At 63.1% G+C, this 18,765-nt stretch carries 20 protein-coding genes and 1 tRNA gene; 12 read left to right on the forward strand and 9 right to left on the reverse strand.

The window, feature by feature from the left end:
* Positions 1-128 precede the first annotated feature (128 nt).
* Both EIC84_RS24560 and EIC84_RS24565 read right to left on the reverse strand, forming a co-directional pair.
* Positions 129-1,595: a HAMP domain-containing sensor histidine kinase gene (locus EIC84_RS24560; protein ID WP_003067615.1), complete on the reverse strand. Its 1,467-nt coding sequence runs from the start codon at positions 1,593-1,595 to the stop codon at positions 129-131.
* Complete coding sequence (locus tag EIC84_RS24565; protein ID WP_003067613.1) at positions 1,592-2,308, reverse strand: response regulator transcription factor; 717 nt, start codon at positions 2,306-2,308, stop codon at positions 1,592-1,594. The genes EIC84_RS24560 and EIC84_RS24565 overlap by 4 nt, the downstream gene beginning before the upstream one ends.
* Positions 2,309-2,472: 164 nt before the next feature.
* Here EIC84_RS24565 and msrB point away from each other — a divergent pair, with 164 nt between their 5' ends.
* The 5 genes from msrB (at position 2,473) to EIC84_RS24590 (ending at position 6,812) form a co-directional block, all read left to right on the forward strand.
* Positions 2,473-2,964, forward strand: coding sequence for a peptide-methionine (R)-S-oxide reductase MsrB (gene msrB / locus EIC84_RS24570; protein ID WP_003067612.1), 492 nt, complete (start codon positions 2,473-2,475; stop codon positions 2,962-2,964).
* Positions 2,965-2,977: 13 nt separating this feature from the next.
* The gene (locus tag EIC84_RS24575) at positions 2,978-4,810 is read left to right on the forward strand and encodes a cytochrome c biogenesis protein DipZ (protein ID WP_003067610.1); all 1,833 of its coding nucleotides are present in this window, start codon (positions 2,978-2,980) and stop codon (positions 4,808-4,810) included.
* A gap of 4 nt (positions 4,811-4,814) precedes the next feature.
* The gene (msrA, locus tag EIC84_RS24580; RefSeq protein ID WP_003067608.1) at positions 4,815-5,555 is read left to right on the forward strand and encodes a peptide-methionine (S)-S-oxide reductase MsrA; all 741 of its coding nucleotides are present in this window, start codon (positions 4,815-4,817) and stop codon (positions 5,553-5,555) included.
* Between the two features lie 95 nt (positions 5,556-5,650).
* Complete coding sequence (locus tag EIC84_RS24585) at positions 5,651-6,145, forward strand: nuclear transport factor 2 family protein (RefSeq protein ID WP_003067606.1); 495 nt, start codon at positions 5,651-5,653, stop codon at positions 6,143-6,145.
* On the forward strand, positions 6,123-6,812 hold the full coding sequence (locus tag EIC84_RS24590; protein WP_003067604.1) for a glutathione S-transferase family protein: 690 nt from the start codon (positions 6,123-6,125) through the stop codon (positions 6,810-6,812). The genes EIC84_RS24585 and EIC84_RS24590 overlap by 23 nt, the downstream gene beginning before the upstream one ends.
* A gap of 82 nt (positions 6,813-6,894) precedes the next feature.
* On the opposite strand, the gene EIC84_RS24595 is transcribed toward EIC84_RS24590, so the two are convergent.
* A complete protein-coding gene (locus tag EIC84_RS24595; RefSeq protein WP_003067602.1) occupies positions 6,895-7,533 on the reverse strand; it encodes a TetR/AcrR family transcriptional regulator in 639 nt (212 codons plus the stop codon).
* A 141-nt stretch (positions 7,534-7,674) separates the two neighbouring features.
* Between EIC84_RS24595 and EIC84_RS24600 the strand changes: the two genes are divergently transcribed.
* From EIC84_RS24600 to EIC84_RS24630, 7 genes are read left to right on the forward strand one after another with little or no spacing between them, the layout of a single operon-like run.
* Positions 7,675-9,012 (forward strand): NAD(P)/FAD-dependent oxidoreductase, encoded by a 1,338-nt coding sequence (locus EIC84_RS24600; RefSeq protein ID WP_003067600.1) that lies wholly within the window; start codon positions 7,675-7,677, stop codon positions 9,010-9,012.
* On the forward strand, positions 9,009-9,761 hold the full coding sequence (locus EIC84_RS24605) for a DUF1365 domain-containing protein (protein WP_003067597.1): 753 nt from the start codon (positions 9,009-9,011) through the stop codon (positions 9,759-9,761). The genes EIC84_RS24600 and EIC84_RS24605 overlap by 4 nt, the downstream gene beginning before the upstream one ends.
* Complete coding sequence (locus tag EIC84_RS24610; RefSeq protein WP_003067595.1) at positions 9,758-11,032, forward strand: cyclopropane-fatty-acyl-phospholipid synthase family protein; 1,275 nt, start codon at positions 9,758-9,760, stop codon at positions 11,030-11,032. Before EIC84_RS24605 ends, EIC84_RS24610 begins: the two co-directional genes overlap by 4 nt.
* Positions 11,029-11,619: a hypothetical protein gene (locus tag EIC84_RS24615; RefSeq protein WP_003067593.1), complete on the forward strand. Its 591-nt coding sequence runs from the start codon at positions 11,029-11,031 to the stop codon at positions 11,617-11,619. Before EIC84_RS24610 ends, EIC84_RS24615 begins: the two co-directional genes overlap by 4 nt.
* 18 nt (positions 11,620-11,637) lie before the next feature.
* Positions 11,638-12,918, forward strand: a complete 1,281-nt coding sequence (locus tag EIC84_RS24620) for an MFS transporter (protein ID WP_003067591.1) — start codon at positions 11,638-11,640, stop codon at positions 12,916-12,918.
* Positions 12,915-13,475, forward strand: a complete 561-nt coding sequence (locus EIC84_RS24625) for a DUF3833 domain-containing protein (RefSeq protein WP_003067589.1) — start codon at positions 12,915-12,917, stop codon at positions 13,473-13,475. The genes EIC84_RS24620 and EIC84_RS24625 overlap by 4 nt, the downstream gene beginning before the upstream one ends.
* Positions 13,476-13,480: 5 nt before the next feature.
* Positions 13,481-14,272, forward strand: a complete 792-nt coding sequence (locus tag EIC84_RS24630) for an SDR family oxidoreductase (protein ID WP_003067587.1) — start codon at positions 13,481-13,483, stop codon at positions 14,270-14,272.
* Positions 14,273-14,487: 215 nt separating this feature from the next.
* Here EIC84_RS24630 and EIC84_RS24635 read toward each other — a convergent pair.
* The 6 genes from EIC84_RS24635 to iscA all read right to left on the reverse strand — a co-directional run bounded on the left by EIC84_RS24635 (position 14,488) and on the right by iscA (position 18,761).
* Positions 14,488-14,562, reverse strand: a tRNA-Val gene (locus tag EIC84_RS24635).
* A 16-nt stretch (positions 14,563-14,578) separates the two neighbouring features.
* A complete protein-coding gene (gene dnaQ, locus EIC84_RS24640; protein ID WP_003067586.1) occupies positions 14,579-15,310 on the reverse strand; it encodes a DNA polymerase III subunit epsilon in 732 nt (243 codons plus the stop codon).
* Positions 15,311-15,462: 152 nt separating this feature from the next.
* Positions 15,463-15,801, reverse strand: coding sequence for an ISC system 2Fe-2S type ferredoxin (fdx, locus tag EIC84_RS24645; RefSeq protein WP_003067584.1), 339 nt, complete (start codon positions 15,799-15,801; stop codon positions 15,463-15,465).
* 15 nt (positions 15,802-15,816) lie between these two features.
* The gene (gene hscA / locus EIC84_RS24650) at positions 15,817-17,676 is read right to left on the reverse strand and encodes a Fe-S protein assembly chaperone HscA (RefSeq protein ID WP_003067582.1); all 1,860 of its coding nucleotides are present in this window, start codon (positions 17,674-17,676) and stop codon (positions 15,817-15,819) included.
* Positions 17,677-17,770: 94 nt separating this feature from the next.
* Complete coding sequence (gene hscB, locus EIC84_RS24655; protein WP_003067580.1) at positions 17,771-18,289, reverse strand: Fe-S protein assembly co-chaperone HscB; 519 nt, start codon at positions 18,287-18,289, stop codon at positions 17,771-17,773.
* Between the two features lie 148 nt (positions 18,290-18,437).
* Positions 18,438-18,761 carry an iron-sulfur cluster assembly protein IscA gene (gene iscA / locus EIC84_RS24660; RefSeq protein WP_003054214.1) on the reverse strand — a complete coding sequence of 108 codons (324 nt, stop codon included), beginning with the start codon at positions 18,759-18,761 and terminating at the stop codon, positions 18,438-18,440.
* Positions 18,762-18,765: the final 4 nt, after the last annotated feature.

The raw sequence follows: 18,765 nt of genomic DNA on the forward strand, positions 1-18,765 counted from the left end.
TACAACTTCGGCAAGCACTTGAAAGCGCTCAGGTGGAAGACATCATTCCGTGCGATGTGCGAGGCGTGGGAAAAAGATCCAAGTCGCTTTAGACTTCATCCGCACCATCTCACTGTGGGACTGAACATCTAAGCGGGAGCCCGTGGCAATGAAAACCGGAACGTGGTGCCCTGTCCGCCACTCTCGACAAGATGAATGGAGACTCCATGCAGCTCCAGCATCTGATGCACGATTCTCAGGCCCAGGCCACCGTCACGGCGGGCACCACCTACGGTAAATGGACGCCTGAACAAGCCTTCGCGCAACTCCGGCGGGATGCCCGGGCCGGAGTCACTGATCGTCACCTCCAGCTCTTGGCCCACTGCTCTTATGGCGATCCTGATCGCCCCGCCTTCGGGGGTATAGCGCAAGGCGTTATCCAGCAGATTGCTCAGGACGCGCTCTATCATTCCCAGATCCGCACGAACTGCCGGAAGTTGAGGAGCAAGGTCCGCCTGCAGGGCAATATGACGCGACTCTGCCGCAAGCTCGAACTTCTGAAAAACGTCCTGCACCAGATCAACCAGAGAGAATGATTCGAGCTCCGGTTGCACAAAGCCGTATTCCAGTCTGGCCAGCTCGAACAGGCTTTGGGACAGGGCCCCTACTCTGCGACTCTGGTCCAGCGCAATGCCAAGGTAGCGCCTGCGCTCTGCAGGCTCCAGGCTTGCATCCTTCAGAAGCAAGGTCTCCAGATACCCATGCAAGGATGACAGCGGTGTGCGCAGATCGTGGGAAATATTCGCGATCAACTCCCTGCGCTCCTGATCCTGCCGCGTGAGTGCTTCCCATTGCTCGCTGATGCGCAGCACCATCTGCCGATAGGCAGCGTCCAGCACTGCAATCTCGTCACGGCTGTGATTGGCCACATCCGGGGAGCGTTCCGGCATCTCGGGGGGAGCTCCATGCATGTCAAACTGCCGAACCGACTCGGTCAGACGCCGCAAGGGACGCGTGATCAAGGTGAAGGCGACAAGGCCCGCAGCGAGACAGAGCAGCCCGACCATGCCAATCGACAGCAGTGCCGTCTTCAACACTGCATCTGCCGAGCCTCTGGCAGCAAGAAGATCATGGGCCTCGCCAAGCAACACCACATAGATGAAGCCGACTTGCCGCCCGCTCACGCTCAAAGGGGCCGCACTGAAGACCTTGCGGCCATCGCGGCTGCGCGGATCATCGCCCAGAATCGGCAGCATCTGTCCATCGATAAATCGATGCACCGGCTCAAGATCGACCCGGTCGCGACGCAAACGCCCCTCGGGTGCCGCGTGGCCGGCGATGCGGCCGTCGGGCTCCAGCAGATAGACCTCCACACTCGGGTTCACCATCATCAGCTGGTTGAAAAGATTTCGCACCGCGTTAGGCATCAAGCCATTCGCATCGGTCAGCTGGGCATCGCGGGCAATACTCTCGGCGACATCGCGCGACAAGGCCTGCACCACTTCCAGCTCATGCATGCGGTTGGAGCGAAGCTGCAGCCAGGCCGAGGTACCGCTGCAGACCAGTAGCAACACGGCAAACACGATCGCCAGCCGCTGGGTCAGAGTCAGGTTCATTCGCTCTCTCCAGTTTCAGCGAACTTGTAGCCGCGCCCCCAAACCGTGAGGATCCGCGTCGGCTGTGCTGGATTGAGCTCCACCTTGGCGCGAAGCCGGTTGATATGGGTGTTGACGGTGTGCTCGTAGCCCTCGTGCTGATAGCCCCAGACCGCATTGAGCAGGTCCATGCGCGAGAACACCTTGCCCGACTGGCGGGCAAAGAAATACAGAAGATCGAACTCGCGCGGCGTGAGATCGAGACGACGCCCGCTCAGACTGGCCTCCCGCGCCACCGGGTCCATGACCAGCCCATTGACCGACAGGCTGCCTGATTCCAGGCGCGCACTCTGAGCCAGAGCATCGACCCGGCGCAGCAGAGCCTTCACCCGTGCCACGAGCTCCAGAACGGAAAACGGCTTGGCCAGATAGTCGTCCGCGCCGATCTCCAGCCCCAGAATGCGATGCACCTCACTGGAGCGGGCACTGATGATGATGATCGGCGTGTAGCGGGTCATGGCACGCGCACGCCTGCATATCTCCAAGCCGTCCACGCCAGGCAACATCAGATCCAGCACCAGCGCATCCCAGCCACCGCGCTCCAGATGCGCGAGGCCGTCGTCGCCGCGGGCGCAATGCACGACCTCCAGCCCCTCGTCCCGAAGGTGGAGCGAAAGCAGATCGGCGATGTGGGCATCGTCCTCGACCAGCAGAATGCGACGGACGTTAGTCATGGGTAATCAGGTCTCCGGGAGGGACGGTCGATGCAGAACCGCGTACTTTCATATTGTGCTCAAACTGCTCGCGGGGAGTTATCACGTTTTTTTTAACTTTGCGTGAGGACTTCGGGATCGCCACTCCATAAGCTCAATGTCATCGAACCCAGAAAGCCGATGCCATGACCACCCGACGCCATATGCTGCTGGGCGCAGCAGCCTCCGCTGCAGCGCTTGCCACCGGAATCTTCCAGCGCCACGCGACTGCAGCGACAGAGACCTTCGAAGTCAGCTATACCGACGCCCAGTGGCGTGCACGGCTCAGCCCTCAGCAATATGCGGTGCTGCGCCAGGAGGCGACGGAGCCGCCCGGCAGCAGCCCGCTCAACAAGGAGCATCGTCCTGGAACATTTTCCTGCGCAGGCTGTTCCTTGCCCTTGTTTGCCTCCTCCACCAAGTTCGACAGCGGCACCGGCTGGCCCAGCTTCTGGAAGCCGCTGGACAACGCCGTCGCCACCCGCAAGGACCGAAGCTACGGCATGGTGCGTGTCGAAGCGCACTGCCGGCGCTGTGGCGGCCATCTCGGCCATGTCTTCGAAGACGGGCCGCCTCCCACAGGTCTGCGCTATTGCATGAACGGCCTGGCCTTGGCTTTCACGCCCAGGCCGGCCTGAGGAGAAACAGGCCATGCTGCTGATCGTCCTTGCCTATCTGGGTGGTGTGCTGACCATCGTCAGTCCCTGCATCCTGCCCGTGCTGCCTTTTGTGTTCTCTCGCGCGAACCAGCCCTTTGTGCGCAACGGCCTGCCATTGCTGGCAGGCATGGCATTGACCTTTGCGATCGTTGCCTCTCTCGCCGCCGTCGGCGGCGGCTGGGTGGTGGCTGCCAATCAGTATGGCCGCTGGCTGGCACTGGCTCTGGTGGCCGTTTTCGGGCTGACACTGCTGCTACCGCATCTGTCGGAGAGGCTGACCCGCCCATTGGTGACTGCCGGATCGCGCCTGTCCGAGTCGGTGCAGCAAGACGGTACACCGAAGATGGCTTCCTCGGTGTTGCTGGGAATCGCAACAGGGCTGCTATGGGCTCCATGTGCCGGGCCCATCCTGGGACTGATATTGACCGGTGCCGCCCTGCAGGGCGCCAACACCACCTCGACCCTGCTACTTCTGGCCTATGCCGCCGGGGCTGCGACTTCCATGGCTGCGGCTTTGCTGCTCGGCGGACGGGTATTTGCCGCGCTCAAGCGTTCGCTGGGTGCCGGTGAATGGGTACGTCGCGGCCTCGGTGCAGCCATGCTCGCGGGCGTGGCCGCCATCGCCCTGGGGATCGATACCGGCGTACTGGCTCGACTGTCAACGGCATCCACCGGCGGCCTGGAGCAAAAACTGGTCGAGCGCCTGAACCAGCCTCATGGAGAAGACCCCACGACCATGCGCGGCAATCCGGGCACGATGATGCGGGGAGCATCCCAGGCACCCGCTGAGGGAGCCGCCATGATGTCTGCAGGAGCCGCAATGCGCATGAGCGGACCATCGAATAAAGCCCCTGCACTGCCCGATGAAGGCATCGCACCATCGCTGGACGGGGCAACCCAATGGCTCAACTCCAAGCCTCTGAGCGGGCAAGACCTGCGTGGCAAGGTGGTGCTGGTGGATTTCTGGACCTACTCCTGCATCAACTGCCTGCGCACCCTTCCCTATGTGAAGGCATGGGCAGAAAAATACCGTGATCAAGGTCTGATCGTGGTCGGTGTGCACGCCCCCGAGTTCGCCTTTGAGCGCGACATAGGCAACGTGAGCAAGGCCATGAAAGACCTGGGCATCAACTATCCGGTGGCCGTTGACAACCAGTATGCAATCTGGCGCGCATTCAAGAACCAGTATTGGCCTGCTCACTACTTCATCGATGCCACGGGACGCATCCGCCACCACCACTTTGGCGAAGGCGGCTACGCCGAGTCGGAGCGGGTGATACAACAGCTTCTCCAAGAGGCGGGCAGCTCCCAGTCAACCATGGGCCTGACGGAGGTAGATGCCGGGGGCGTTCAACTGGCCGCCAACATGGATGAGGTCGCGTCCCCCGAAACCTATCTGGGTTATGAGCGTGCCGAGAACTTTCTCTCCACGCCCAAAGCCGTTCCCGACAGGACGGCAACGTATCGAGAACCGGAACGGCCCAGGCTGAACACCTGGGGCCTTGCCGGGCAATGGATGGTTGGACCCGAAAGCGCCTTGCTGACCGGTCCATCAGGCAGCATCGTCTACCGGTTCAAGGCGCGGGACCTGCACCTGGTGCTGAGCCCCGGCCCTGACGGAAAGCCCGTGCGCTTCAAGGTCCGCATTGACGGCAAACCACCCGGCACCGCCCACGGCGTGGACGTGGCCGCCGACGGCAGCGGCACTGTCACCGGCCAGCGGCTTTACCAACTGGTGCGCCAATCCGGAGTCATTACCGAGCACACCTTCAGCATCGAGTTCCTGGACAGCGGCGTTTCCGCCTATGCCTTCACTTTCGGATAGCCATATGAACACACGCATCATCTCAGGGGCCGCCTTGAATCGGCGCGGCCTGCTCCAGACACTGGCCGGCAGCATCGGTTTGCTGGGCGGCGGACTGCTCTGGCAACCAATGGCCTTCTCGGCCGAAGAAGCGGTTCGCCTTCCTGCCCCTGTCCTGGACCTCCCGGCCACCGGACCCTCCCCGCAGCGTGCAATCTTTGCCGGCGGCTGCTTCTGGGGAGTACAAGGCGTATTCCAGCACGTCAAGGGCGTGCAACGCGCGGTCTCCGGTTATAGCGGAGGTGCTGCATCCACCGCCTCCTACGAGCTGGTCAGCCGCGGCAACACCGGCCATGCAGAATCGGTCGAGATCACCTTCGATCCGACCCAGGTGAGCTATGGAAAGCTGCTGCAGATATTTTTCTCTGTCGTCCACGATCCCACCCAGCTCAACCGACAGGGTCCGGACACAGGAACGCAGTATCGCTCGGCAATCTTCACGACCAGCCCGGCCCAGCTCAAGACAGCCCAGGCTTACGTCGCGCAGCTCGATGCAGCGCGCCTGTATCCCAAACCCATAGTCACCCGCCTCGAGGACAAGGCCAGCTTCTATCCGGCCGAGCTCTACCACCAGGACTTCTTGACCGAAAACCCGCGCCACCCCTATATCGTCTTCAACGATATTCCCAAGGTGAACAACCTCAAGCGCTTCTTCCCGGACCTCTATCGGAGCGAACCGGTGCTGACCAAGAAAACGCACCCGTAGCAGTCCGACACTGGAAGCCTGGCAAGGCTAGTCTGAAGGACAGCCGTGGCGCAGCCGCCACGGGGATGCGGAGCAGTTTGCCTACAATTTGATGCATGCAGCAAAGCCCCTCCTCCTCAACCGATGTTGCTGCTGCAGTTGAGCGGCTTGTCCAGCTGTACGAACAACTGACCCCTGGCCACCTGCAGCGACTCGACAGCTATTACGCAAGTGATGCGCACTTCAAGGACCCCTTCAATGAAGTGCATGGTGTGACAGCCATCGCCGGCATATTCGCCCATATGTTCGACACGCTGCAAGAGCCGCGCTTTGTCGTCACCGAGCGTTTGGTACAGGGCCGGCAGGCTTTCCTGGCCTGGGAGTTTCACTTTCGCTTTCGACGCAGGCGGCCCGACTCCGAGCAATGCATTCGTGGCGCAACCTTATTGAGTTTCGATGCACAAGGTCTTGTCTGCCAGCATCGCGATTACTGGGATGCGGCCGAAGAACTTTATGAAAAGCTGCCACTGCTTGGATTCTTGATGCGCTGGCTGCGCAAAGCAGGTTCTGCTTCCAGGAAGACGCCCCATGCTCACCGTTCATCACCTTGAAACTTCGCGCTCGCAGCGCATACTCTGGTTGCTTGAGGAGCTCGGTGTTCCTTACGAACTGCGTCGCTACCAGCGCGACCCCGGCACCCGCTTGGCGCCACCGGAGCTCAAGCGCGTGCATCCTCTGGGCAAATCGCCAGTGATCACCGATGAGGACATTGTTGTCGCCGAATCAGGTGCAATCATCGAGTATCTGGCTGAGCGCTATGGCCATCAGGCGCCTTCGGAGCTTTCTCACCTTGAGCCCCTGCGCGGTACGAAAGAATACCGTGAGTGCCGCTTCTGGATGCACTATGCCGAGGGTTCGCTGATGAACTGGCTGCTGATGAAACTGGTTTTCGACACCATCCCTCGCCAGCCCATGCCGTTTTTCGTGCGTCCCATCGCCCGCGCTCTGTGCCGCCGGGTCCAGCAAACACTTGTTGCGCCCAATGTGCAGACCGCGCTGGCCTTCATGGATGAGCATCTGGCAAAGCATCGCTGGTTTGCCGGCGAGCACTTGAGCGTGGCCGACTTCCAGATGAGCTTTGCCGTTGAAGCGGCTCTGGTCCGCAGCGAAAACGAGAACGCCTGGCCTCATCTGATCGCCTATCGCCAGCGCATGCATGAGCGTGCGGCATACCAGCGAGCCTTGAGCAAGGGCGGGCCGGTCATCATGCAATCCTGAGCCGGAAACAGACTTCTCCAAACAGCGCTGTTTGCTCGTTTCGAGTGCGCTAGGACTTGGCGTATTTGCTTACGCCGCCCCGTCAACCCACCGCAGCCAGTCCGTCAAAAGTGGTGCTCGTCACCCAATCAATGATCTGCACATGCGTGTACTGGCCCGATTCCTTGAGCAGGGCCACGACGGGATCGCAAGCCCGTGCGAACAGGGTATACAGCACCAGTTCGGGGGGCAGCGCGGCGTGCAGCTGGCCGCTGGTCTGGGCTTCGGTGATCCAGATGCTGAGCCGGTTGCTCAGGGCAATCAACCGATCCATATAGGCATCGTTGGATTGCAAAGAGGCGCTGAGATTCGAGTTCTGCGCCGGCAGGGAAGGCATTTCACCCTCCAGCTGTGTCTGCATGGCCCAGCGCGTCACGGCCTTGAGCTGGTCCAGCGGGCGCGTGGGCACACCGGCCTCGGCCACCTGGCTGGCTTGGTCGCGTAGGCCGTCCACGAAGGCCAGGGCTCGGTCCAGCACGCCGACCATGGCGGCTCCCGCCAGCTCTTCCTTGGAAGTGAACAGCTTGTAGAGACTGGCCTTGGCCATGCCGGCTTCGGCCGCGACCTCGTCCACCGTCATGGCGTCATAGCCCTTGGTGGCCAGCAGCCGGTTGACGGCAGCCACGATGGCTTGCTCACGCACGCGCTGTATCTGCTGTTTGATGGAGGAGCGGCTTGTCATGGACATATTTTATGACCTGATAGGCCACGCCAAATACTAGATAGTGCAAAGTTGAAATGTTTGGTTTATAGTTTGAACTAATCAGTTCACAGTTTGATCTTTATGGTCCAGCTACTCGATTCAACCAGGAAGGACGCTCCCATGCATCGCATAGCAGTCATCGGGTCGGGGATTGCGGGTCTGGCCGCAGCGTGGCGTCTGGCCAGTGCGCCGAGCGGGCATGGGGTGACCCTGCTGGAGGCAGGCAGCCATTTCGGCGGCCATGCCAACACCGTCGATCTGACGCTGGGCAGCGTGAGCCAGGGCGTGGACACGGGTTTCCTGGTGTTCAATCACCGCACCTATCCGCTGCTGACCCGTTTATTAGATGAACTGCAGGTACCCACGGCGCCAGCCGAGATGTCGTTCTCGGTACAGGTCCCTCAGGCAGACGGGCAAGCGGGTCTGGAATGGAGCGGCAGCTCGCTGAGTGGCGTGTTCGCCCAGCGCAGCAATCTGCTGCGCCCCCGTTTTCTGAAGATGCTGGCCGAAATCCTGCGCTTCAATCGGCTGGCCACACGCATTGCGCAGGAAGGCGATGAAGCGCGGCTGCGCAGCTCCATCAAAGTCTTTCTGGATGAACACGGCTTCGGCACCGCCTTCCGGCAGGACTACCTTCTGCCCATGATGGGTTGCATCTGGTCATGCCCGACGAACCAGATGCTGCGCTTTCCTGTGGCCACGCTGATCCGCTTTTGCCACAACCATGGCCTGACCCAGATCACGGACCGGCCCCAGTGGTACACCGTGCGGGGCGGCTCGCGCCAGTATGTGCGGCGCATGCTGGCCGCGCTGCAGCACGATGGCCGCCACGAGGCCCGTCTGAACACGCCCGTGCTGGGCCTGCGCCGCGTGGAACATGGCGTGTTGCTGCAGATGGCGCATGGCACGGAGCAGTTCGACGCCGTGGTGCTGGCCTGCCACAGCGACCAGGCCCTGCGTCTGCTGGGCAGCGATGCCACGCCCCAGGAGCGCAGCGTGCTGGGCGCCATCCGCTACCAGCCCAACCAGGCCGTGCTGCACACCGATGCCAGCGTGCTGCCGCGCCGTCAAGCAGCCTGGGCCGCCTGGAACTACGAACGCGCGGCAGATGCAGGAGGGAATCAGGCCGGCGTCTGCCTGCACTACCTGCTCAACCGCCTGCAACCCCTGCCCTGGCAACAGCCCGTGATGGTCTCGCTGAACCCGGTGCGCCCGATTGACGACAGCCAGGTCCATGCGCGCATCGAGTACAGCCACCCGGTGTTCGATCTGGCCGCCATCGAGGCCCAGAGCCAGGTGGTCACCCTGCAAGGCCAGCACCGGACCTGGTTCTGCGGAGCATGGTGTGGCTACGGCTTTCACGAAGATGGTCTGCGTTCGGGACTCGATGCGGCCGATGGCCTGCTGGACGTCTTGCCCATCCTGTCCGCCAGCCCTGCCATCAAGGGGGCAGCATGAACGCCCGCCCCCTCATCGGCTTCGGTCATGTCTGGCACCGTCGCCTGCGGCCGGTAGAGCATGCCTTTCGCTACCCGAGCTACTTCCTCATGCTCCCCATGCGCAGCCTGCGCGCACGGCCGGATGCAGTGCTGCAGCGCAACCGGCTGGGCTGGATCAGCTTTCACGACAGCGACCACGGCGAGGGCGGCTCCGATGCCCTGGCCTGGTTCGAGCAACTGCTGCACAGCGAAGGCATTGACGATGCCGACGGCGAAGTCTGGCTGCACACCTTCCCGCGCGTGCTGGGCTACGTGTTCAAGCCCGTGAGCTTCTGGTATGCGCACCGTGCCGATGGTTCGCTGGCCGTCGTGCTGGCCGAGGTCAACAACACCTTTGGCGAGCGCCATGCCTATCTTCTGGCCGGGCCGGAGCTGGGCTGGGGCCGTGAGCAGGTGGCGCGCAAGCAATTCCATGTCTCGCCGTTCTGCGAAGTGCACGGGGAGTACCGCTTTCGCTTCGAGCGCAGCGAGGACCGCACCCTGACGCGCGTGGACCTGCATGACGATGACGGCCCGCTGCTGCAGACCAGCGTGGGCGGCGTGCTGCAGACGCTGAACGCCGCCACCGTGCGCCGCGCCTTCTTCGGCACCCCTTTGATGACACTGGGCGTGATCTCCCGCATCCACTGGCAGGCGTTGCGCCTTTGGGCCAAGCGCCTGCCTTTCCATGGCAAACCCTCAAAGCCCAAACGCTTCGTCACACGATGAACACCACTGCCGCCCCCCTGCTGAGCTCCACCGCCGCAGCGCCGCGCCGCACGCCTGCGCAGGCCCGCCGTGTGCTCCATCTGCTCGAACGTCTGCCGCACGGTCACCTGGACCTGCAGCAGCCCGATGGCCGGCTACTGCACCTGCCACCGCCTCGCTCTGCGTCCGGCCCCGCCGACGCGCACTGCGTGCTGCATGACTGGCAGGCTCTGGAGCGCACCCTGAAGTCGGGCGACATCGGCCTGGCCGAAGGCTATATCGCCGGCGAATGGGACAGCCCCGACCTGACTGCGCTGCTGCGGCTGTGCATGGCCAACCGCGATCATGTGCAAAGCCTGATCTACGGCAGCTGGTGGGGCCGGTTGGGCTACCGCCTGCGTCACCTGCTGCAACGCAATACGCGAGCCGGCAGCGCCAGGAACATCCATGCTCACTACGACCTTGGCAATGATTTCTACCGCCTGTGGCTGGACCCCGGCATGAGCTACAGCGCAGCCTGGTTCGAGGGCCGCACGGGCGAGGCCTTGCACCACGCCAACCTACAGGACGCCCAGCAGGCCAAACTCAGGCGCACGCTGAACGAGGTGAGTCTGCAGCCCGGCCAGCGCCTGCTGGAAATCGGCTGCGGCTGGGGTGGCCTGGCCGAGGCTGCGGCGCACGAGTTCGGCGCCCGCGTCACGGGCGTGACGCTGTCGCGCGAGCAGCTGGCCTGGGGGCAGCGCCGCATGCTGCAGGCCGGCCTGGGCGATGCCGTGGAGCTGCGCTACCAGGACTACCGCGACCTGCCCGCGCGGCATGCAGGCGAGCCCTTCGACGCCATCGTCTCCATCGAAATGTTCGAGGCCGTGGGCCGCGAATACTGGCACGGCTACTTTCAGATACTGCGCGACTGCCTCAAACCCGGCGGCCTGGCCTGCATACAGACCATCACGCTGCGCGAGGACCTGTTCGCGCGCTATCTGCGCTCCACCGACTTCATACAGCAGTACATCTTCCCGGGCGGCCTGCTGCCCAGCATCCCGGCCTTCGAGCAGGAAGCACGGCGTGCCGGCCTGGTGGTGGAGCGCCGCATGGCCTTCGGCCGCGACTATGCGGAAACGCTGCGCCGCTGGCGCCAGTCCTTCGAGCACCAACTCGACGCCGTTCGCTCCCTGGGCTTTGACGAGCGCTTTGTGCGCATCTGGCGCTTCTACCTTGCCTATTGCGAAGCGGCCTTCGACACCGGCAACACTGATGTCGTCCAGTTCACCCTGCGCAGACCTCTGCCATGACCGCACCTCAACCCCGCGCACACCGCCGCCAGGCCTTGGCCTGGGGCGCTGCCTGCGCTCTTGCACCTTCACTGACCGCCATGTCCAACCTGACCCACGCCATGACCCCTACTGCAGACCTTCCGGCCGAGCTGCGCAGTGCCCTGCCGGCCGCGCGCCTGGTGGGCACGGGCGTGCTGCGCTTCTTCGGGCTGCGTGTCTACGAGGCGAGGCTGTGGGCCGCTCCCGGCTTCCCTCTCGAAGACTACGCCCGCCATCCTTTTGCGCTGGAGCTGGTCTATGACCGCAAGCTCGAAGGCATGGCCATTGCCGAGCGCTCCATCGCCGAAATGCGCAGGGTAGGCAGCTTCACCGAGGAGCAGGCTCGGCAATGGCTGGAGCTGATGAAACAGGCCTTCCCCGATGTACGGACCCAGGACCGGCTGCTGGGCCTGAACGACGGCCAGGGCGAGGTGCGCTTCTTCCACAACGGCCGCCAGACCGCGCAGCTGCGCGATGCAGAGTATGCACGCCTGTTCTTCGGCATCTGGCTGTCGCCACAGACTTCTGCCCCTGCCATGCGCAGTTCGCTGCTGGGCCTGGGCTGAGCACCAACGGACCCTGTCATGGCCACGCCCGCTGCCGCAGCCCCCACGCTACCCTGGCGCACAGGGCTGGCCTATGGCTCTCTGGCTACGCCGCTGGCCTTTGTGTCCCTGCCGCTGTATGTGAACCTGCCCTACCACTACGCCAGCGTGGCGGGCGCTCCGCTGGCGGGACTGGGCTCCGTGCTGCTGGCCACACGGGCCTTCGACGCCCTGCTAGACCCCGCCATCGGCCGCCAGGCCGACAGGCTGCTGCGCGGGGGTACACGCCCAGCATGGTGCGCGGCGGCGCTGGCCAGCCTGTTGATGGCGCTGGGCTTCTGGGCGCTGTGGCATCCGCCGCGCGGTGGCCAGGCCGCCATGCTGGGCTGGCTGGCCTGCAGCCTGCTGGCCTGCACGCTGGCCTACAGCTTCGTCACCATTCTCCACCAGGCCTGGGGCACGCGCTGGGGCGGTCAACCCGCTTGGCGTGCCCGCGTCACGGCCTGGCGCGAGGGCGCCACGCTGGCCGGCGTGCTGCTGGCCAGCGTGCTGCCGGCCTGGCTGGGACTGGATGCGACCACAGGCTTTCTCGCCCTGGGCCTGGCACTGGGCCTGACCGGCCTGTTGCGGCTCAAGACTCCGGTTCCACAACAACAACCGCAGTCCGTGACCGGGCCTGCAAGCTCGCCATGGGCCAATGCAGGCTTCAGGCGGCTGCTGGCCATCTTCATGGTCAACGGGGTGGCTGCCGCCATTCCCGCCACCCTGCTGCCTTTCTTCGTGGCAGACCGGCTGCAGGCCTCGGAACTGCAGCCGGTACTGCTGCTTTGCTTCTTCGGCGCTGCGGCCCTGGGCCTGCCGCTGTGGGTAAAAGCCGTTGCACGCTGGGGTCTGGCACCCAGCTGGCGGGCCGGCATGCTGGCCAGCGTGCTGGCCTTCGGCTTCACGCCCTGGCTGGGCGAAGGCGACGGAATGGCTTTTGCCGTGATCTGCCTGGCCAGCGGTCTGGCCCTGGGCGCGGATCTGGCCCTGCCGAGTGCATTGCTCACAGGCGTGATTCACGAATCCGGCGAAGGCGGCCGCAGCGAAGGCCGCTACCTGGGCTGGTGGACCTGCGCCACCAAGTTCAACCTGGCCCTGGCGGCGGGCCTGGCCCTGCCGCTGCTGTCAGCAGCCGGCTACCGCAGCGGTGCCAGCGAGCCCGCAGGCCTGCAGGCGCTGGCCTGGGCCTATGGTGGCCTGCCCTGCCTGCTCAAGCTCGCAGCAGCGACCCTGCTCTGGCGCGCCGAGCGTCTGCATTCTTCCTGGAGGCACATATGAGCCACATCATCCGTTCCACCTCGTATTCGCCGCTGCGGCGTGCCTTCCTGGGCGCGGCATTGGCGTTGAGCCTTGCGGGCTGCGCCGGGCCTTCCGTGCAGGACTATGCCAGGGAGCAGCCGCAACTGGACCTGCGCCAGTATTTCAACGGGCCGCTGACGGCGCACGGCATGTTCACGGACCGCTCGGGCAAGGTTGTCAAGCGCTTCACCGTGCGCATGACAGGGAGCTGGAAGGGTGACGAGGGCACGCTGGACGAGCACTTTGTCTACAGCGACGGCAGCACGCAGCAACGCGTCTGGCATCTCCGCCATCTGGGCGACGGGCGCTACAGCGGCCGCGCCGACGACGTGGTGGGCGAAGCCCAGGGCCTAAGCGCTGGCAATGCCATCCACTGGAGCTATGTGCTGGCCCTGCCCGTGAATGGAAGAGTCTGGAATGTCAGCATGGATGACTGGATGTTCCTAATCGACGGACGCACCCTGCTCAACCGCACCGCCATGAGCAAGCTGGGCCTGCATCTGGGCGATGTGACACTTGCCATCGTCAAGGAGTGAAGATCATGTCGCTGCTCTGTGCACGGCTGAACCCGCCACTGCGCGACTGGCAGGGTCGCTCGGCCTGGATTCTGGGAGCATCCTCGGGCATAGGTCGGGCCACGGCCGACGCGCTGCACAGGCAGGGAGCCAGGTTGATCGTCTCTGCGCGCCAAGGCGACGCGCTGCAGGATTTCGTGCGCAGCCACGACGGCTGTCTGGCCCTGCCACTGGACGTGACCGACGCCGCTGCCGTGACTGCAGCAGCCCGGGAGGTGCAGGTTCATTGCGGCAAGGCTCCCGACCTGATTCTCTATTGCGCAGGCCGCTACAAGCCCCAACGCGCCACGGAGTTCGAGCTCCCCGAAATGCAGCGCCACCTGGCCGTGAACTATGGCGGCGCCCTGCATTTGCTCGATGCCGTGCTTCCGATGCTGCTTGCGGCGGGGCAAGGCCATCTGGCACTGGTCGGCTCGGTGGCCGGCTATCGCGGGCTGCCGATGTCCCTTGCCTACGGCCCGACCAAGGCAGCACTCAACAACCTGGCCGAAAACCTCTATCTGGACCTGCACGACCGGGGGCTGGGCGTATCCATCATCAACCCCGGCTTTGTCGATACACCGCTGACGGCGCAGAACCAATTCAGCATGCCCGCACTGATCGATGCCGACGAGGCCGCCCAGCATATGCTGCAAGGCTGGGCCCAGGGACGTTTCGAGATGAATTTTCCGCGACGCTTCACCCGCTGGATGCGTCTGCTGCGCTGCCTCCCCGATGCCTGGTACTTCTTGGCTGTGCGCCGCATCACCGGCAACTGACTGCCTGGTCCTGCGCGAGCTGCTGAGGCTGAGCAAACGCTCTGCCACTGAGTCATGCTCTTGGGCACACGGCGCCCGCCAGGTTCCAATGGCTCGCACGCGAGCCCGAACACCACAGGTCTGAAGCAGCTCGGCATGCATCAACAGGATGAATGCGACCCGCAGCCCGAAACAAAAAGCCCTCTTGAATCAGTGATTCAAGAGGGCTTGCTATCTGGTGGGTGATACATGGATCGAACATGTGACCCCTGCCGTGTGAAGGCAGTGCTCTACCGCTGAGCTAATCACCCGATAGGCGTTATTGTATCAGGGATTGGCGCTCACATTTTCAAAGTTGCGCCAGGCAGTCTTGCCACCGCTGGATTTATCCATCTGCTTGAGCACATCGTCGTGGGATTGCTGCTCCTGCTCATTGGCGCGCAGCACTGGCAACTTGAAGCTGCTCAGGTCCACCGAGGGAACGACAATCGCTCCAGCCGCCGGAGCATCTGCCGGCTCCTCGGTCATGAGCAAGGCATCTTGCCCGCGCGTGAGATTAATGTAGACATCCGCCAGCAGCTCCGCATCCAGCAAAGCACCGTGCAGCGTGCGATTGGAATTGTCGACACCCAGGCGATCGCAGAGCGAGTCCAGCGAGTTGCGCTTGCCCGGGTACATCTCCTTGGCCATGACCAGGGTATCGAGGACTCCGCCCACGCACTGCTTGAGCGGCGGGCGCTTGGCCAGTTTGAGCTCGTTGTTCAGAAAGCCCAGGTCGAACGGCGCATTGTGGATGATGAGCTCTGCCCCCTGCAGATACTCCCAGATCTCGTCGATCTTTTCCTCAAAGCGCGGCTTGTCCTTGAGGAACTCCGTGGTGATGCCGTGCACGCGCAAGGCATCTGGATGGCTGTCCCGACCCGCATTGAAGTACAGATGCAGATTGTTGCCGGTGAGTTTGCGATTGACCAGCTCCACGCAGCCCAGCTCGATCAGACGATCGCCATCGATGGCCGACAGGCCGGTCGTTTCCGTATCCAGAACAATTTGGCGCGACATTCAATTTCTCCCAATTACCTGCGGCGCTCACATCGCCCAACAATTTCTAAAACAAGCGCGCACCAAAGCCAGGACACCGAGGGTGTCGTCCCCCTCCCCTAGCGCGAAGCGCGTAGAGAGAGGGGGAAGGCGCAAAGCGCCTCAGGGGGTGCTTAATGATTCTCTTTGGCGTGATTGATGGAGTACTTGGGGATCTCCACCGTCACATTCTCGCGCGCCAGAATCGCCTGGCAGGACAGGCGCGACTGAGGCTGCAGACCCCAGGCCTTGTCGAGCAGGTCTTCTTCCTCTTCCTCCGCCTCGTTCAGGGAGCTGAAGCCTTCCTTGACGATGACATGACAAGTCGTGCAGGCACAGCTCATATCACAGGCATGCTCGATATTGATGCCGTTGTCCAGCATGGCTTCACAGATCGAAGTGCCGACGGGAGCTTCGATTTCCGTGCCATTGGGACAGTACTCGGCGTGAGGAAGAATTTTGATGATGGGCATTGTTCTGTTTATGAATTAAATGGTGTTGACACTCTTGCCAGCCAGCGCCTGCTGGATGCTGCGATTCATGCGTTCGGCCGCAAACGACTCGGTTCCCTTGGCCAGGGCCTGTGTTGCGCCCTCCACGACGGCCGGATCATCGCTGGCGACGGCCGCGCGTAGCGCTGTCATCAGGCCGTCGATGCTGTCGCGCTGCTCGGCACTGAGCACATCCCCATCCACGTCCAGCGCGCTCTGCGTGGCCAGCAGCATGCGATCGGCATCCACGCGGGCCTCGACCAGGGCGCGGGCTTTCATGTCTTCCTGGGCCGTGGCAAAACCGTCCTGCAGCATCTGGGCGATCTGGTCGTCGGAAATACCGTAGGAAGGCTTGACATTGATATGTGCTTCGACGCCGCTGGTCTGCTCCTTGGCGCTGACGGACAGCAGGCCGTCGGCATCGACCGTGAAGGTCACGCGGATGCGCGCCGCACCGGCAGCCATGGGCGGAATGCCGCGCAACTCGAAACGCGCCAGGCTGCGGCAGTCCGCCACCAGATCGCGCTCGCCTTGCACCACGTGAATGGCCAGAGCGGTCTGGCCGTCCTTGTAGGTCGTGAAATCCTGCGCACGAGCCGTGGGAATGGTCTCGTTGCGCGTGATGATGCGCTCGGACAGGCCGCCCATGGTTTCCACACCCAGCGACAGCGGAATCACGTCCAGCAGCAGCAGGTCGCCGGCGGTATTGTTGCCGGCCAGCTGATTGGCCTGAATGGCAGCGCCCAGGGCCACCACTTCGTCAGGGTTGAGATTGGTCAGCGGCTCGCTGCCGAAGAAGTCGGCCACGGCCTGGCGAATCTGGGGCATGCGGGTGGAGCCGCCGACCATGACCACGCCCTGCACCTCATCGCGGCCCAGGTCTGCATCCTTGAGCGCGCGGCGCACAGCAGCAAGGCTCTTGCTGGTTAAGTGAGCAGTCAGCGCAATGAATTCCTCACGCTTGACATCAAAAGACACTGAACCCGAGGAAATATCAGCGGTAAACGCTACAACTTCTGATTCAGTCAGGGCCTGCTTGCAATGGCGCGCGGCAATACGCCAGGCGGTCTTGTCTGCTGCCGACTCCAGCTGCGTGCCGGTCTTTTCCGCCACCCAGGCCGCCAGCGCGTCATCGTAGTCGTCGCCGCCCAATGCCGAGTCACCACCTGTGGCGATCACTTCGAACACACCCTGTGCAAGACGCAGCACCGAGATATCGAAGGTGCCGCCACCCAGATCGTAGACGGCGTAGACGCCCTCTGCTGCGTTGTCCAGGCCGTAGGCAATGGCTGCTGCCGTGGGTTCGTTGATCAGGCGCAGCAAGTTGATGCCTGCCAGCTTGGCTGCATCCTTGGTGGCCTGGCGCTGAGCATCGTCAAAATACGCAGGCACGGTGATGACTGCACCATAGAGATCGTTGTCGAACGTGTCTTCGGCACGGAAGCGCAAGGTCGCCAGAATTTCGGCACTGATTTCCACGGCCGTCTTGGCGCCGTCCACGGTTTCGACGGAGATGACACTGCTGTCATCGGTCTTGAAGCGATAAGGCAGCTTCTCGGGCGATTCGATATCGGCCAGGCTTCGCCCCATGAAGCGCTTGGCCGAGCTGATAGTGTTGGCAGCATCCTGCGCCTGCGCGGCCTTGGCATCAAAACCGATCTGTCGGCGGCCCATTTCCATGTAACGCACCACCGATGGCAGCAGCACACGCCCCTGATCGTCGGGCAGGCACTCGGCCACGCCGTTGCGCACTGCAGCGACCAGAGAATGCGTGGTGCCCAGGTCGATACCTACAGCAATGCGTCGCTGGTGGGGATCGGGGGATTGGCCGGGCTCGGAAATCTGCAAAAGCGCCATGAAATTCTTCTTTTGAAACATCAGAGGCCAGCGTGGCTGGCCCGCTCAAGGTGGATACGCTGCGTGCCTAGGGCACAGCGCGTTGCTCTGGCTCTTATTGTCCCAGTTGATCGCGACGGCGATCCACATCTTGCGCAAATCGCGCAACAAACATGAGGGCTCTCACCTGCTGCACGGCAGCGGCGGCATCGCCAGCCTCGTCCAGCAGACGACCGCATTCGCCAAGCATCTGCTTTTTGGCAGCGAGCATCTCGCCCTCCAGAGCATCCAGCTCCTGCTCGCTGGCAGCGTCTTCCAGCGCTTCGCGCCACTCCATCTGCTGCATCAGAAATGCCGCAGGCATGGCCGTGTTGTCTTCGGCCCGCACTGGTGCTCCCGCCAGCTCGCACAGATAGGCCGCGCGCTTGAGCGGGTCCTTGAGGCGCTGATAGGCCTCGTTGATGCGCACCGACCATTGCATGGCCACGCGCTGCGCCGCTGCGCCCTGGGCGGCAAAGCGGTCTGGATGTGCTTCCCGCTGCAGCTCTTTCCAGCGTGCGTCGATCTGGCTGCGCTCCTGCGCAAACTTGCGCGGCAGGCCAAACAATTCAAAGTCGTCAGATTGCAGATTCATGGCATTAAAAAACCGCCTGCAGCAGCGCTGAGGCGGTTCCGTTCTTACGCTTGGGCGCTACACACGCCAGGGACACCGAGCAAGAGCCGCCTCGCAGCGAAGGTGTCGTCCCCTTGGGGGGGAAGGCGCGAAGCGACTCAGGGGGAAATCAAATCCTGAAGCTCTCACCACAACCGCAGCGATCACGCTCGTTGGGGTTGTGGAACTTGAAGCCTTCGTTCAGGCCCTCGCGCACGAAATCCAGTTCCGTGCCGTCGATATAGGCCAGGCTCTTGGGGTCGATCAGCACCTTGATGCCGTGGTCTTCGAACACCACGTCATCGGGCTGAACCTCGTCCACATACTCCAGCTTGTAGGCCAAGCCGGAACAGCCCGTGGTCTTCACGCCGAGGCGCACGCCAATCCCCTTGCCGCGACGCGAAAGGTAGCGGTTCACATGACGGGCAGCCGCCTCGGTCATTGAGATGGCCATGGCC

It is taken from the genome of Comamonas sp. A23 (assembly GCF_004522605.1).
GTDB classification, from domain to species: domain Bacteria; phylum Pseudomonadota; class Gammaproteobacteria; order Burkholderiales; family Burkholderiaceae_C; genus Comamonas; species Comamonas thiooxydans.